Origin of the sequence: Mesoplasma melaleucae, assembly GCF_002804105.1 — a bacterium.
GTDB classification, from domain to species: Bacteria; Bacillota_I; Bacilli_A; order Mycoplasmatales; family Mycoplasmataceae; genus Mesoplasma; species Mesoplasma melaleucae.
This window is the reverse complement of sequence record NZ_CP024964.1, coordinates 733,213-748,432: the sequence shown is the minus strand read 5'-3', so window position 1 is coordinate 748,432 and position 15,220 is coordinate 733,213. Positions and strand designations below refer to the sequence as shown.

The 15,220-nt window shown below is 27.1% G+C and carries 18 protein-coding genes; 2 read left to right on the top strand and 16 right to left on the bottom strand.

Features of this window, described 5'->3' with window-relative positions; all coding sequences use genetic code 4:
* Positions 1-52: 52 nt before the first annotated feature.
* From EMELA_RS03955 to EMELA_RS03880, 16 genes are all read right to left on the bottom strand, one after another.
* Positions 53-1,774, bottom strand: coding sequence for a hypothetical protein (locus EMELA_RS03955; RefSeq protein WP_100608981.1), 1,722 nt, complete (start codon positions 1,772-1,774; stop codon positions 53-55).
* A gap of 88 nt (positions 1,775-1,862) precedes the next feature.
* Positions 1,863-2,366 carry a hypothetical protein gene (locus EMELA_RS03950; RefSeq protein ID WP_028124393.1) on the bottom strand — a complete coding sequence of 168 codons (504 nt, stop codon included), beginning with the start codon at positions 2,364-2,366 and terminating at the stop codon, positions 1,863-1,865.
* A 278-nt stretch (positions 2,367-2,644) separates the two neighbouring features.
* A complete protein-coding gene (locus EMELA_RS03945; RefSeq protein ID WP_028124392.1) occupies positions 2,645-2,992 on the bottom strand; it encodes a hypothetical protein in 348 nt (115 codons plus the stop codon).
* Between the two features lie 21 nt (positions 2,993-3,013).
* Positions 3,014-5,047, bottom strand: coding sequence for a hypothetical protein (locus EMELA_RS03940; protein WP_028124391.1), 2,034 nt, complete (start codon positions 5,045-5,047; stop codon positions 3,014-3,016).
* Complete coding sequence (locus EMELA_RS03935; RefSeq protein WP_028124390.1) at positions 4,995-6,437, bottom strand: hypothetical protein; 1,443 nt, start codon at positions 6,435-6,437, stop codon at positions 4,995-4,997. Before EMELA_RS03935 ends, EMELA_RS03940 begins: the two co-directional genes overlap by 53 nt.
* Before the next feature lie 3 nt (positions 6,438-6,440).
* The gene (locus tag EMELA_RS03930) at positions 6,441-6,686 is read right to left on the bottom strand and encodes a hypothetical protein (RefSeq protein ID WP_028124389.1); all 246 of its coding nucleotides are present in this window, start codon (positions 6,684-6,686) and stop codon (positions 6,441-6,443) included.
* A gap of 5 nt (positions 6,687-6,691) precedes the next feature.
* Positions 6,692-8,110, bottom strand: coding sequence for a hypothetical protein (locus EMELA_RS03925; protein WP_028124388.1), 1,419 nt, complete (start codon positions 8,108-8,110; stop codon positions 6,692-6,694).
* Complete coding sequence (locus EMELA_RS03920; protein ID WP_156932129.1) at positions 8,100-9,782, bottom strand: hypothetical protein; 1,683 nt, start codon at positions 9,780-9,782, stop codon at positions 8,100-8,102. The genes EMELA_RS03925 and EMELA_RS03920 overlap by 11 nt, the downstream gene beginning before the upstream one ends.
* Complete coding sequence (locus EMELA_RS03915) at positions 9,760-10,800, bottom strand: hypothetical protein (protein ID WP_028124386.1); 1,041 nt, start codon at positions 10,798-10,800, stop codon at positions 9,760-9,762. Before EMELA_RS03915 ends, EMELA_RS03920 begins: the two co-directional genes overlap by 23 nt.
* Positions 10,801-10,818: 18 nt before the next feature.
* Positions 10,819-11,235 carry a hypothetical protein gene (locus EMELA_RS03910; protein WP_028124385.1) on the bottom strand — a complete coding sequence of 139 codons (417 nt, stop codon included), beginning with the start codon at positions 11,233-11,235 and terminating at the stop codon, positions 10,819-10,821.
* A 70-nt stretch (positions 11,236-11,305) separates the two neighbouring features.
* On the bottom strand, positions 11,306-11,614 hold the full coding sequence (locus tag EMELA_RS03905; RefSeq protein WP_028124384.1) for a hypothetical protein: 309 nt from the start codon (positions 11,612-11,614) through the stop codon (positions 11,306-11,308).
* Positions 11,595-12,086, bottom strand: coding sequence for a hypothetical protein (locus EMELA_RS03900; RefSeq protein WP_156932128.1), 492 nt, complete (start codon positions 12,084-12,086; stop codon positions 11,595-11,597). Before EMELA_RS03900 ends, EMELA_RS03905 begins: the two co-directional genes overlap by 20 nt.
* Positions 12,087-12,389: 303 nt before the next feature.
* A complete protein-coding gene (locus tag EMELA_RS03895) occupies positions 12,390-12,971 on the bottom strand; it encodes a hypothetical protein (RefSeq protein ID WP_028124382.1) in 582 nt (193 codons plus the stop codon).
* Positions 12,972-12,989: 18 nt separating this feature from the next.
* Entirely contained in the window at positions 12,990-13,481 is a 492-nt protein-coding gene (locus tag EMELA_RS03890; RefSeq protein ID WP_028124381.1) for a hypothetical protein, read from the bottom strand.
* A gap of 4 nt (positions 13,482-13,485) precedes the next feature.
* The gene (locus EMELA_RS03885) at positions 13,486-13,806 is read right to left on the bottom strand and encodes a hypothetical protein (protein ID WP_028124380.1); all 321 of its coding nucleotides are present in this window, start codon (positions 13,804-13,806) and stop codon (positions 13,486-13,488) included.
* Positions 13,806-14,249, bottom strand: coding sequence for a hypothetical protein (locus tag EMELA_RS03880; RefSeq protein ID WP_028124379.1), 444 nt, complete (start codon positions 14,247-14,249; stop codon positions 13,806-13,808). The genes EMELA_RS03885 and EMELA_RS03880 overlap by 1 nt, the downstream gene beginning before the upstream one ends.
* A 265-nt stretch (positions 14,250-14,514) precedes the next feature.
* On the opposite strand from EMELA_RS03880, the gene EMELA_RS03875 reads away from it, so the two are divergent.
* Positions 14,515-14,739 (top strand): acyl carrier protein, encoded by a 225-nt coding sequence (locus EMELA_RS03875; protein ID WP_028124378.1) that lies wholly within the window; start codon positions 14,515-14,517, stop codon positions 14,737-14,739.
* Positions 14,740-14,742: 3 nt separating this feature from the next.
* A complete protein-coding gene (locus EMELA_RS03870; RefSeq protein ID WP_028124377.1) occupies positions 14,743-15,204 on the top strand; it encodes a Fur family transcriptional regulator in 462 nt (153 codons plus the stop codon).
* Positions 15,205-15,220: the final 16 nt, after the last annotated feature.

Here is a 15,220-nt window from a genome sequence, read left to right as displayed (position 1 = left end):
GTTGTCCTCCTACTGCTACCATTTTACAAAAAAAGAACCCTAAAAGGTTCTATTACTCAAAAAGATTATATCTAAAGTAACTAATTGCATGTTCTGCTGCATTTATAGCATCTAACTTATTTCGTTTTGGTCGCTCATCTCTAATTTTTTTATCAGGGTGAAGTGTACATCTAAATAATTCATCATACAAGTAACCATGTTTTTTAACTACAACGTCAACACCTTGTATTTTTTTTATTACTTTTAACTCGTTTGCAAAGAATAATTTCTTTTCATTTAATAGTCTCTTTCACATATAGTGTCTTGTTTCTATCTTTCATCCTTTAGAACCTGATGAAATAAAGCAAGTAAAATTTCTTTCTAGCATTTCTCTGTTTATTTGATGATTTCTTTCAAGAATACCAATTAAGAAATCTTTAACAGTTCTAGAATCAGCTCCAATTTTAAATCTTATATGATCTTCAAATTTTGCTCTAGCTGATCCAAATTCATAGCTTCTAGTTTTATCATTAATAAAATTAGCTATAGATTCAACTTTATCTTCCATGTTTTTAAATTTCTTTGTTGATATAGAAAGTTCATCTAAAATATAAACTCCCTTAACAACACCTGTTATAGCATCAAGTTCAAATCCAATTAACATTGTTACTGCGTCATCTCCGCTTTCACCACCATCAGCATAATCTGAACCAATTCTAATTTGGTCAAATCAGAATCTCTTTGTTTCATCTCAATAAAAATCTTCCTTGTTAAAGAATTGAGCATTTTCAAGCAAATCTTTTCTATATGCATATTTATCTATTTGCATCTGATTTTCATCACCTTTAAATAAAGTGTTGTAAGTTTCTGGTCAACGTTCTTTAATACCTTCCCCTAGTTCCAAAACTTTAGGATTTAAATTTGCTTTGTTAATTGCTGTAGTTCCACGTATAACAGTGGCACCCATGTTTAAGAATGTAGTGTCTTCTCTGTAACTAACTGCATTTTTATCTAGTTCTTCTTTTACTTCGTCTGTTAAAGGTGCTATTTCGTCCATAAACATTTGATAAATTGGGTGACTTGTATCATGATTATTAAATCCAAAAAGAATATAGTGCTTTTTATACATTTGTCATGTTTCATTTTTATTAAATGGTAAAGGTTTTATTCCTTTTAATTCAGGTAAAGGTTCTAAGCATGTAGTTAAGTTTTGACCACGCACTACTTGAGTCATAAGATTTACAAGCTTGTAAACATAGTCTGCTTCATCGATTATTTCTTCACCTAAAGGAATAACTTCATCAATAGCAAACATTCCTATTTCCCCAGTAGCTGCTGGAACACCTTCTCATTTACTAGTATTATCAAATCCTATAACATTAATTTCTCTGCCATTTTCAAAGACTCATGCGCATTTTGATTCTGAGTTAAATTCTTTAATTAGTGCGACTTTATTTTGTCCAATAAAATCAATAACAGTAACTCCATATTCTTCTTTAAGTAAATTCATTACCTTCTTCATTGTTTTGTAGTAACTTTCTTTAGCTGATGCATAAGTGTATTTAGCTAATTGAGCATTATAATCTTTAAAGTTACAAACTAGATATAAAGCAAGCAAACAGATTAAAAAGGTCTTACCAAATCCTTTAGCACCTGACATTGCATAAAATAAACTTTTTGCACTGAATGGTTCTTTAAGTAAATCATTTCAAACCGCATCTAAAACGTCAAAGGTAAAGTTAAAATTATTTTCTGTTGGTTTTAGATCCTCTCATTTAATTTTATTTTGTTTCATGTACTACCTCCAAGATAAGGTAATACCTAGCAACTTTTTTAAAAATTACAATAAAAAAGGAATTTAACCTTCTTTTAAATACATTTCTTTAATTATTTGAATCTAAATTACAACATTTAAAATAAAAATAAAGATCTATTTTTGATTTCGTTTTAATTTTAAACTTATATTTAACTTTTCTTTTATTAAAACTGCACCAGTAAAATATTCAATATACTTTGCGCATCTCATTATAGTCAGTTAGTTTTCCTGAAATTTTTGTATCTTTTATTGAAGAAAAACTATCTTGCTCTTTACAAATTAAACAAATTCAATAAAAATTTTTATTAACATGACTTTCAACAGTATTAACATTTTCTTCAAATTGAAGCAAATAATGAACAAAATATTTTACATATTCTTCATTTGAAAATTGCATATTCAATTGAAGTCCAAGCTGACGTAAATTATTTCTAAAATCTTCACTATGCTTAATATAAAGTTTCCTTGCTTCGTTTGAATTATTAGTATAATAGAGAATAATAGGAAAAATAACAGCAACTAAAATAGAAGTCGCAGTTAAAACAGAAGTTATTATTTCAGATGTATTCATTTTTACTCCTTAAAATTTTGGGTGGCTCAAGCGTTCATAAGTTTTTATTCATGACGGAAATAAAAAATTTTGCTTGCGGGGTGTTCTAGTTATAAAGAGAACTCTACAATAAAGAAACTTATACATAAATCACATTTCATATAATTTATGTATTATAACTTTATTCTCTTACAAAACTAAACAGGAGTCAAGTGAAATCTTTTTGTTGACGGTAAAAATAAAAATACTTCACGCTTTTACGCCACCCGCCCACATTGCATAAAAAAAACTAGCTATCACTAGCTAGTACCTCATCATGGTTCAGGTGGAAACCCTATAAGATCAGTTAAGTATTTAGTATACTGTTCTTTATTTCCTTGAGCTGATATTCTAACAGCTGCTTCTTGTCCTTCAACTTCCATTTTAACCTGTGCATCGCCATCTGGACTTTTATCGACTGCATACCTTTTAATGGTTCTTTTATCGCCTTCTCATAAAACTATGCCGTTTGGAATAGGTTGTCCTGTTTTTCTGTCTAAATTTCTAATTTGAATCATATATTTCCCTTCTTGATTGCAACTAATAACATGTGAAGTTGTTAGCCCAATTATTGATAGTGATGTTAAACTTAATAATATTTTTTTCATGTGAACCTCTTATATAAATTATTATAATATTAAATTAACAAAACTGTTGTTTGTATCAAATTTATTAAACAAGTTTAGATTTAAAGTAATTTCTATATTTGCTTCGGTCATAAGCGTTATTTTTCATTTGCCTGATCCGTAAAAGCTAGAAATTATTAATTCTTTAATCGCTTCTACTTCCTTAAATTCAAAATTGCCTTTATTAATAATATAAATGTTTGTTAATGGGTTAAATGTAATCTCTCCTGATCCATATTGGTTTTTAATTTTTTCAATATCATCTTTATTATTGCTAAATGACTTTAACTGATATTTAGAATATTCGCCATTTGCCAATTGTTGATCAAGTGGCATAGACGATGGTATTGATGCAGACTCAATTGTTTTTGTTAACTCAGGGAAAGCATAATGATTGTATTCTAATTTATGTACGATATTTTCTGAAATAGGAGTCAATTTTGGTTTAATTTCAGATGCAGTTATATCAAAATATGAAGATTTTAATTTTACTATAATGTCCTTATATTCAACTCAGTTTCTATTTGGATTTTCTATAGGGTTTTGTAACTCAAAATAATATGGCAGTAATATTTTATAATCATCATTATCTCCTTTGTTGATTGAATAATTACATTTTAATTGTCCTGATAACATTGCCATGACTGATTCTATTCTTTTAATTATTGATTGATTATTAATTACTAAATCTTGATTAACTTTCTTTCATGCCAACCACAAATTAGTTGTTACACTATATCTGTCTTGTCCAGCATATTTTTGCGATCTTACATAAATAGTTTTATCATCAATTTCTTCAATTATTTGCCCATCTTTATCTACAGTTTTTATAGCACCTTCAAATTCATTATCTTTTCAGAAAGATTCAGTTAACATACTTAACAATACTTCAAAAGCTGCACTATAGTTTGTGTATTCTTTTGGAGTAACTTCAACTTGATAGATGTCATCAATTATTTTATTTAGTAATCTAGCTGCACCAGGATTTCCTGAAGCTACTTTATATCCAATTTTACTTCCTTTAGTAAATTCTATTCATTCTTCATATGGTTCATTTTTGGGTATTCATACACCATTCATTGAGTAACTACCGTCTTCTCTTATACCTTTCGAATAGAATCTAATCTTTTCTCCAGAGTCTACTCTTAAAACTGGTTTCTCTGAAGGTTTACCTAATTTTAAGAAATCAGCTAAAGAAAATGAATCATTATATTTTTTACCCTTTGATTTAATAAAGTTCAGAATATCATTTAAAGGTATAATTTGGTCACTATTTCAATAGTCGATTAAACTTAAAACAGGTTGCGTTTGAAATGGGAATGTTAATTTAGGAAATACTTGTGTTCCTTCTTTTGCATAAAGTTTAGGAAAGCGTCCGTCTTTATTAACTGGCTTAATTTGACCCACTAATGCTCCTGCTGGGGTTTCAATGCTTATTTCTTTGATTTTGTCTGAAATAGGCTCTGAATTAACTAGAATTAAGGGTCTTGCGTCAAACAAACTAGTAAATTCTTCAATAGGTACAAAATTAATATAATACCTTCCGTCTGTTGAATCAAAAGAAATAGTTTTATTTATGTATTTAGTAACTGCATCAAAATTATCATTTGTTAATGCTTCTTCAGTAATTACATAAAGTTTATCAATGTTAAACTCTTCATCACATTTAAACATTGCAGCCATGTTTTTACTATTCTTCATTAATTGTTCTGAATAGTTGGCAGGATCCATAAATTCATTTAAATCAAAAGTTGAATCTTCTTCAGTTAAATATAAAGTTAAAGAAGTACCTTTATCAGGTGTTGTACACATGATTGTTGTTTTTTCTTTAGCAAGTCTAATACCTTCTTTAAGTTCTCTTCCAGTTAATGTTGTTAATGGATAAAAGTAAAATTTTTTAACTTCTGCTTCAGTATAAGTTAAATCTTCAATGTACCCATCGCTTTGATATCTTTTTTTAGATGAAAAAGACTCTATGAAGTCTTTATCTTCTTCTAATTCAGTTTCAAATTCTTCGTAATAATCCTTGTTTGTCATTACTTAATTCCTCCATATCATTATTTGTGACTTCACTTAAATTTAAGTTGCTATTTGTTGATCCTAAATTTGCCTGTTTAATTGTTTGATTAATATTTTTATCTGTTGTTAAATCAAAATCAATGTCAACAACTAAATCATTTAGATCAAATGTTTTTAATAATGGTAATTCCTCGATGTTACATTCTTGTAATATTCTTAAAAACTTATATGCAAAGTCTTTTAAAAAATCTTTAACAAACATTTTTTCACGTTCTAATTGTGGTGAAGATAGAAATTGTCTAGCAGTAACTTCTGCAGTTGATTGCTGTGCTGATTTAATTTCATCAAATGAAGGCATACCAACATCTTCTCTAATCTCTTTTAATAAAACATTTCTTGTATTCATAAAAGTTTGCATGATAGAAGTAGGTGAGAATGTAACAACGTTGTCTGAAAGATTTAAAAGGTTTCCATCCATTTCAACTGGACTCATTTTAACATAACCTTTAGTTAATAGATTTGACATAAAATCATAACTATCTTTTGCAGAATTAGGTGTTACAACAGGATCACCATTAAACATAATTCCACCACGTTCTCACGCAGGTAAAATAGCTATTTGCTCATCAAACATATCTAGTACTTTTAATCTAGTTTCAACTGCTTTCATTCTTGGTGATTCTGCTGCATTATTTTTTAAGATGCTAACAGGAATAAAATCTCACTTAAAATCTTTTGAAGCAAATTTATCTCTTCAATCAACTTCTCATTGCTGTTCTTCAAGAATTTTTCCATTTCTATAAATAGAATAAGTCATTTTAACTAGGTCTTTATCTAATTTATATTTTCTTCTTAAAATAGAATGATTTTTGCCTGAATGAAATGAAAAATCTTCATACTCGACTTCAACTTCAGTTAATATATCATTTATAGAATTTTTATAATTGATTTTAACTGGAATAATATTAGGAATTGTTTCATCAATTGTTAGAATAGTTTTTCCAGTTTTTTCTTTAGTAATTAAAAACCCGTAACAACCATAAGAACCTGACTTAAATTTAGTCGTATTAAATTTTGTTGATCATCCCCTATTTTGTAAATACTTTAAAAAGATTTGCAATAGATTATCTAACTCTAAACCATTTTTATCTGTAAACACAAATTTGAATGTACTTGCATCAAATAAATCAGCAAAATACTGATTAATTAGATTTGTCTTTTCATTTGCAGTATTTATAACAAGTTGATCTTTATAAATCATTTTTAAAAGACCTTCTGCTTTTTTGCCCGTGTAAATTTCACCTGACGCATTTTTGGCATCTAATGAAGCTTTAGAATCAGCTTGTAATTGCTTATTGTGTTCTTTGAGCAATTGCTCAGGCGTTTTTTTATTTGGATTTTCTGGCATAATCTATTTTTCCTTTCTTAAGTCATCAATTTTGTCATTTATTTTTGATAAAGTTTTATCAATTTTGTCTAATTGTTTAATTACATTTTTTTGTTCAGTTTTTAAGACAATAATTTCTTCTTTATTTGACTGTTCTAAACTATCAATTTTTTTATTAGACTTATTTTTATGTGTTAATGTTACCAATGTTGCAAAACCTGAAAACATTGCTGAAATAACACCAACTACTAATGCTGTAATTGCTTCCATTTTAACTATGACTCACTTTCTATTTTTTTGATTTCTTCTTGCACTATCTCATTAACTCAAGATGGAAGAATAAATTTTTGATTTGTTTTTGGAAAAAAACTATTTGTATTACTGCTTCCGCTTGTTTTTGATTGATACCTATAAACGATTCCAAGACTTCCTTGCAAAACATAAAAATTATAAAATTTATATAAATAATTTGTTTTGTCTGTGGGTTCTATAAAAGCATAAAGATTCAAATACATCATTAATTCAGTTAATAGCATAAATTTACGCATTAATTCTACAGTTAACTCTATAGTGACAAAATTATCATCAATTTTTTTAAAATATTTTTGTTCTGCTACTTCTGCATCTAATTTCAACTTTAATTGCTCATTAACTTCAGCTTTATTAGCTTTATCTTTAATCGTTAATATTTCAGGAATATTTTCATTTAAAGTTTCTAAATCTTTTTTTTGTTCTTCTGTAAGACCTGCTCTTGAAACAAAGTCTTCATCTGCTCTTAATTTTTTGTAAGTTATATCACCAACATTTTCATTAAATGAATCAATTAAAGAAATTTCTTTAGCAACCTCTATTTGAAATGCCTTATTAGATATAGCTAATTCTTTTATTGCATTTAATACTTCAATATTTTTTGACATTAATTTTTCGATTGCTTTTTGAAAGTCTTGATTATTTGAAATTAAACTCATTAATTTATTTTTAAAAGTTTCATTATTTGCAAGAATTGCTGCAACTTTATCTTGAAAATTTTTATCAGTTCCCAATTTGTTAAATAAATAATCTTTTAATTCTTTATTATCACCAACCATAGTTGCAATAATGTTTCTAAATTCTTCATCATTTGTAATATCTTCTTTAATAATGTCTTTCATTTTAATAATGTAATTGTCTTGTTCTTTTAACATTGCATCAATTTCTTTTTTATCGTAAAACATTTGAGGATCCAACAAAAATGGAATTCCTTCATTTTCACAATAAGATTTATACAATATTTGAATTGTTGAAGCATTGAAAGCTCTTCACGCCATTGTGCCAACAGTTTGCTCAACTGATGTTAATGTTGTTGTAGAACTAACTGTTCTGCCATTATTTAAGCTTGTTTGATTATTTCTTACATTTTCACCAATTTCAATGTCATTATTTAATAAATGATCAATTGCTAAGTATGTAAACTGCTTTAAATATTTTTGAATGTTTAAATCTAAATTTGTTGTTTTAAAAATAGTGTCAATTATTCCTCCAACTCTTTGATTAGCTAACTCTTGCGCTAGATAAGCATTCTTGTTGAAAAAGTCTTCACCTGTTTGATAACCTAATTTTTTAAAATAGGTTGTTAGTTTCTTTAGTCTACTTCCTAAAGGTCAATTTTTAACATAGTCATCATAACTTGTTATTTCTCAAATTTTATATTGCATTTTTTATTTGCACCACCTTTTTTATAGTTTTCTTTCTTGTGTATCGAGCAACATCATTTCTAGCTCAATCATTATTTCATTTACCTTTTTTAATTGATTTAATTATTGATGAACTAAATATAGTTACACCAGGAACAAATGAAATTAAACTGCTTAGACTTTTATTTATAAGTCTATTTTCTATTTTGTTTTTTTCATTACGAGCTTTATTTTTAATTGATTCAAGTACACCAATTTTTAAAATTGTTTGTAATACTCTAACCTTAGTTTGAAACTTATTAATCTCTTTATAAATTTTTCTTGTGCCAGGACTAATTAAAGATAATTTGCTTAGTTTTGATTGTCTAAATCCATGTCCTAAAGCAAAGTTGTCATTATAGTAAACATCTTGATTTTGTGCTAAAGCAAACTCTTGTACTTCTTTTAAATTGCTTCAAACTCTTACAGAATTATAGTTACTAATTCTTAGTTCTTTTTTTCATTTATAAGGTTTTTTTCAAATTTGCAATATTCCTGTACCATCAACACCTGTTATTTCAAACTTATAAGCAAGCAAAAATGATTTTTGTTGACATGGGATTAAATTGTACTTTGTTACTAAGTCTTTTGCTGTTTTATTAAGTTTAGGAAAATATTTGGAAACAGCTTTAGTATGAATATCACGTATAGCTTCTTCTAACGGCTTTGTAGCATCGTTTATAAGTTTATTTGCTCAATAGAACGGATTTAGTTTTTTTGCCTTATTCTTGAAAGATTTTAGATTCTTTTTGTAACTTGTTAATAATGAATCTTGAAACCTTGATTGCATGCGTAAATTATTTAATTGAGTTAAAGTATTATTACCAATTCTTGTTGTTGACAGTTTAGTTAAGGCATTAAAAGCATCCAAATCATTTAATCTTAAAAATTGATCGTAACTAATATTTAATTCATTTTTTAGCATTAAATCTAACTTAGCACTTTTAACAGTCGTTTTAGCATAGATTAAACTAGGATTAATTTGTTGAATAATTCTTTGAATTTCTAAATAGTTCTTTAATTGTTCATACGTCAAAGATTTTAATTCTTTTTTCATTGACGCATTAGAAACTTGAAATATACTACTTAATAGTTGCGCATCAGTTACAACTTTACCAAATGCTATTTTAGTGTTATCTTTTAAAATAACATCTTTCAAAACTAATTGATTTGATAGTTGATAAAAGTTTTTAATCTGTCCTTCAATTCCTATTTCTTGAAGAATGCCAGATTGATTAACCAACTTAAGTAATTTGTCTTCTTTTAATGATCTTCCAATTTTTCCTAAATCAGTAACTGCAAATACTGCATTAAAAATTAAATTTTGTGTTGTTACGTCATTTCTAATTGCATCAAAAAAAGTTGAAATAGCAAAATTAACTGTAGTTTGAATTGTTGAAGAAGCTACTGCAGAACCGAATTGACTCAAACCTAAACCAGCAACTGCAGCACTACCAACTCCGCTTGTTGCAATAGCAGCTGTTACAGCAAGTACTTGAATTAAGAAAATTCCCCAAAAAGAATCAAAAAAACCTTTTTGTTCATTCTGGGGATTTACATAAGTTATTTTCTTTTTATAAGTAACAATCTGATTAGGTTGTAACTTTCTTGGCACGGTGTTAAATCCTAAATTAAGCTGCTGGTTTTTCTTCACTAGCTAAGACTTCATCTAATTCTTTTTCTAGTGATTCAACTTTTGCTAAAAGCTCTGCTTTTTCTTCTTCAACTTTTAATTTTTCTTCTTCAGTTAAACGAATTGAATTTTTAGAAATTGCTAATAAGTTTTCAAGTTCTTGAATTCTTCCTTTTGCATCAATAAGTTCACTATTAAATGTTCTTGTTTCTCCTGATGCAACAGGAATACCAATAACCATTTCAGGCATAACAACTTTTGATCCATAAAATTCATTGACAACTGTTGCTAATTGACCAATAAAATCACCTTGAGTATACTCATATGATTGTAAGGCTGTATGAATAGCCAATGCTCATGCGTAAGCTTGAGGTGGTAATGCAATAAAGTCATATCCTTGTTTATGAATTGGAGCAGTTACAACATTGTAACCTAATACTTCAGTAATTCTAACTGAAGTATTTTCTACGTTTCTATCAACGCATTCTAATTTTGCTTTAACAATTTCATTTCTAACTTTTGGTGAAACAAATATAATTGCGTCTTCAAGTGCAAATTTTTGTTCTTCTGCTGTTTCTTCAAGCACTGTAAAGAAGTCAACAATTGTATCTTTATTTAATTCTGAAGGTGCTTCAATTTTTTTAGAAACTCCTTGAGCAATTGCTTTTAAAGTATAAGTATCTAACTCTTGTCCTTCTTGCAAAGTAATTGTTTTAGCTTTATTACCAGCTCATGTTGAAGAATCAGCAGGAACATTAGCTTTATCAATTTTAATGTGAGAATTAAAAATTTGATCTAATTCAACTTCTACAATTTTTTCGTGTGCGTCTGTTACTGGAATACCATCTTCTTGTGTTCAAGTTTTTCCAGTTTTAGCTAAAAGCATTAATGGTAATTTAACTTTTGATTTAAATGCACCACCTTCTTGACGTAATTCATTTGTAAATAATGGGTAATATTTACCACTTTTTAATAGAGATTCAAATTTTCAAATATTTGAATAAATCTCATTAACATGATCTAAATTTATTTTTGACATATTTTATATTTCCTTTTCTTAATTTATTGTTTTATCTTTTAAATTCACTCCTAAATTTAAAAGTATTTTTTGTTTTTTTTCATCAGGCAAAGCATCAATTTTTTCTATAGCAGATTCTGCATTTAGGTTTGCCTGAAATCTTTGAATTAACAAGTAAATTTCTTCATCTGTTAAACCGCAACTTCTTATTTTTTCTTTTCACGGATTTTCTTCAATAGGTTCTGGGTTGCTGTCTGCAGCTTCTTCAGTAACTTCATCAACTTCGTCAACACTATCTGCGCTTTCATTAAGAACTTGATCATCTTCTGTAGAATCTGTAGAATCTTCTTCAGAACTTTTAGCATCTGGGATTTCAATTTCTTCAAAAACGTATTGACCATCTTCATCAACCATTTCTTTTCCATCTTCATCCAGTTTAATAATTCTTCTTAACATTTTTTTAAATACACCTCCAAGATAAGGTAATACCTAGCAACTTTTTTTCAAAATGCAATAAAAAAAGGAATTATTCTAAAATTCCTAATTTTCATCATTTTTCAATATTATCAATAGCAGCAAAATTTCCTTTAGCTGTTGGATATCAAATGTTTATAAATTTACCTTTCACTTTAATAATATCTTTAACCTTTAAATCCAGCATTTCATTGATCATTGCTTCTGACTTAGCATAAGCAAATATAGTTCCACCTTTAAACCCAATTTTTAGTTGTAGTGAGAGTTCTTTATTTTTATCTTCTTTTAAATCAATATCTCTTATATCACCAACTATTTTAATAACTGCAAATGTTTCATTTTTACTTATCTTTTTTTCCATGTGGTATTTCCCTTCCTAAATAGTTTTCACAACATCATCCAAATACTTCTTCTCTAAAATGAGCATGCATTATCACTTCTGCGTCTAATTGATGATCACTTAAGTATTTTTTAGAATTCTTAATCGATTCTTTTAGTTTTTTATCTTTGTGGTTAGGTTGATGACCCTTAAATTTATTTTTATAAACGTATTTTAAAATTCCTACTAATTCTCTAGTGGCTTTAACTTCTGTTCATTTTTCAATTCCTTTATGAGGAACTTCTACTATTACTTCTTTAATAAAGACTTCTTCAGGTAATGTTTTTTTAATTTTATTAATATATTCAATTATTTTAATAGCTGCTTCTACTGGACTACTAGCTTCTATATTTTCATATCATCTTTTAGGTCATTGATAATTAAAGGTTTTTATATAAATACCTGTTACTCCTATTCCACTAGGATCAATACCAATCGTTAATCATTTTTCCATAAGCATTTTATCTTTCTACTCATGAACGTCATCTTTATTGTATAAGAGATTTGTTTTTAAAAAAAGTTTATTTTCAAAGAAAATCAAACTTAGTTATCTTATTAAAAAACTTATTAAAACCTTATTGAATTACTTATTAAAATACTTATTGAAATTTTTTAAAGCAAATTTGGTTGAAAAACCAAAGAATAGTTATGTTAATAAGCAACAAAAAAACCATTAGTTAAGACTAACGTTTATTTTTTGGATTTAATAATTAATTATTTATTCGCTACATCGTTTTCAAATTAATATTAAATAATTTTATTGTCATATTGCCTCATCAATTTCTTCATCAAATTTGACTTCTGTTACTGATGTATTAGGGGATGATCCTTTTAGGTTTTCATTTTGTTTTTCAAAGTAGTTTTTATTTACTAATTGTTCTAGTTCTATATTTGCTTCTTTTAGTTTTAGATCATTGTGATTAAATAACTTTTGAAGCGCTATAGTATCTTGTATAGCTTTTACAGCTTTATCTTTAATAATGCTTAAACCATTCTTAATAGACGCTATTAATTGTCTGGTAAAGTGAGCACATATATTTAGTAACTCCACCAATTGATTAAAGCTTAAGCATTTTTTACCTATTGGCACATATTGGTCTTTTTCGAATGAGTAAGAATAACCTCATTGCGTTCAATTTAATTTGGGAATTCAAACATAAAAGTAGTCTTTAGTTTTGTCATTATCAGTAACAAACTTTTTAGGCACATTAAAACTTCTTAGAATTTTGCCACCTTCAGACGGAACAATAATTCTAATAGTATCATTAGTTGATCGTTCTTTATCAACTAGTCTTCTAGCACATGGTATATTTCAACCATTAATTTCTTTTTTAGCCATAATTCCCTACTTTCTATTTTAATGTTTATGTTTATTATCTATACATTTGCATTTTGTGACATTTGTTTTTTCATTTTTAATTACCTCAACATCATATCAATAAAAAGATTTATTATCTTTTGAGTAAGGTATTAAGAAATCATTAACTTTATCATACATTTTCATTTTTTCCATATCATCTGGATGTAAAGTTCCCTCATATCATTGTTTTCAAAATAATTTTAAATATCTATAGTTAATTCTTTCAGCTATCTGATAAACACTGAAATCTCTTTTAGTCATTTTAACTGTTAATTTGTCTTTAATAGCATATTCACAATAACCACTTTCATATCTTTCTCTTTCATCTAAACAATTTGAAAGATATTGATTACACATATGTTCTGCTTTTAAAACCACTAACTCATTTATTCCATCCAAGTTTGGGTCTTTTCTTAATTCAAAAGTTTTAACACCACTTTTCATTGGGTCTAAAAATTCTTGGAATATTGTAATTTGTTTCTTTTCCATTTTCTTACTCCTTTTTACTTGTTAGCAATTCGTAATATGTTGGTTCCATTGCTACAATAGATAAAGTCTTTTCGTCTAAAACCTTTGACTTAATTACAAACCACTCTAAGTGCTTTTCATCTAAATCAGTTCTTAATTCTTTACTCTTTTTATTAAATTGTGCTTTAAGAAAATAAGACATTGGAGAATTTAATTCAGTCATTTTTCCTTGATAAAACATTTTCATTCCACTATTTTCTTGTATTTCAATATTAAATTTAGTTTTACCTTTTTGAATTGCTAAATTTAATAACTCATTAAGAGTTAATTGTTTATTTTGTTTCATTATTGCACCACCTTTGGGTAGCATTCAGAACATAAATCCATTTTTAGTTCACTGACACCAACTCATTCTTTACATTGATTACATTGTTCTGCATCTTCAATAGTCATTTTTACTGATTCTTCTTTGAAGCTTTCTTCTTTGTAAATTTCATTGAAAAGTTCTTGCCCAAGTAAGTCTTCTAATTCAAGAACTCCGTTGTCTAGCTTAAGTATTTCTTGTACTGCTTTATCAATTGCTTTTCCTAGTTCTTCAACTTTTTTATCATAATCTATTTGTATAAATTTAAGTCTTTTTCTTATTGCTGCGCCTGAATTAGCATAATCATTAAATTTCTTACTTATTCTTTTTTGAGCTGTAACGCTTAAATAAATAAAAATTCTAAGACCGGCTATTGTATAGTTTGTTTCGCCTGTTATATCTCTATAATATTCTTTAAAATCCATAGTTGTCCTCCTATAGTTCTTAGAAAATCAAACTCTAACAGCAACCAACAAAGATTTAAAACGTTCACATGATTAAATTAATAAAAAGAGGACAACTCTTTAGAATTTAGAAAGGTTTTGTTGGTTGGTATTAGAATTCAATTAAAAAAGAACCCTTCCAAAAGAGTTCTTTTCTTATTTTGCACTAACTATTCAACTTGCCCTAAATGTTTTTATAAGTTAGAAAAATTATAATTAAATGATATAATTTCAATAGGTGATAAAAATGAATATACATAATGAAATTATTAAAGAATTAAAAAGTAAAGGTGCTAAAGGAAATTTAACAGCTCAAACTCAATTTTCAACAATAGGGGTTGATTCATTAGATTTAATGGACATGATAACAGTTTTAGAAGAACGTCTTTCAATATTTGTTCCTGATGATAAATTACTTGAAATCAAAACAATCCAAGACTTAGAAAATGTTATAGCAGAGTTAACAAAATAATTTATGTTAAAGTTAAATAAAATTCAACAGGTTAAATATGAAGAAGTAGTTAATAGACTTAAACAAAAATCAATTAAAATTACTGACATAAGATCTAACATAATCCAATTACTTATTATTTCAGAACATATGAATATACAACAATTGACTTTAAAATTAGAAAAAATATTAACTAACGTAAATCTAGCAAGTGTTTACAACACAATAGATCTTTTATTAAAAGAACATATAATTTCTTCAAATACATTTGATGGAAAAAATATTTGATATGAGCTTTCAACAAACAAGTCTGCGCACGTTAAATGTGATGAGTGTGGAACTATTGAGCATGTCTCAAGTGACAAAATACAGAATATAGATTTTAAAGAATTTAAAGATCTGATCTTATATAGTAAACAACATCTAGAACATGTTAAAATTGAGCTTCATGTTATTTGTGAAGAATGTAGTAAAAAAAGAAAATAATGCTTTAAATATTAAC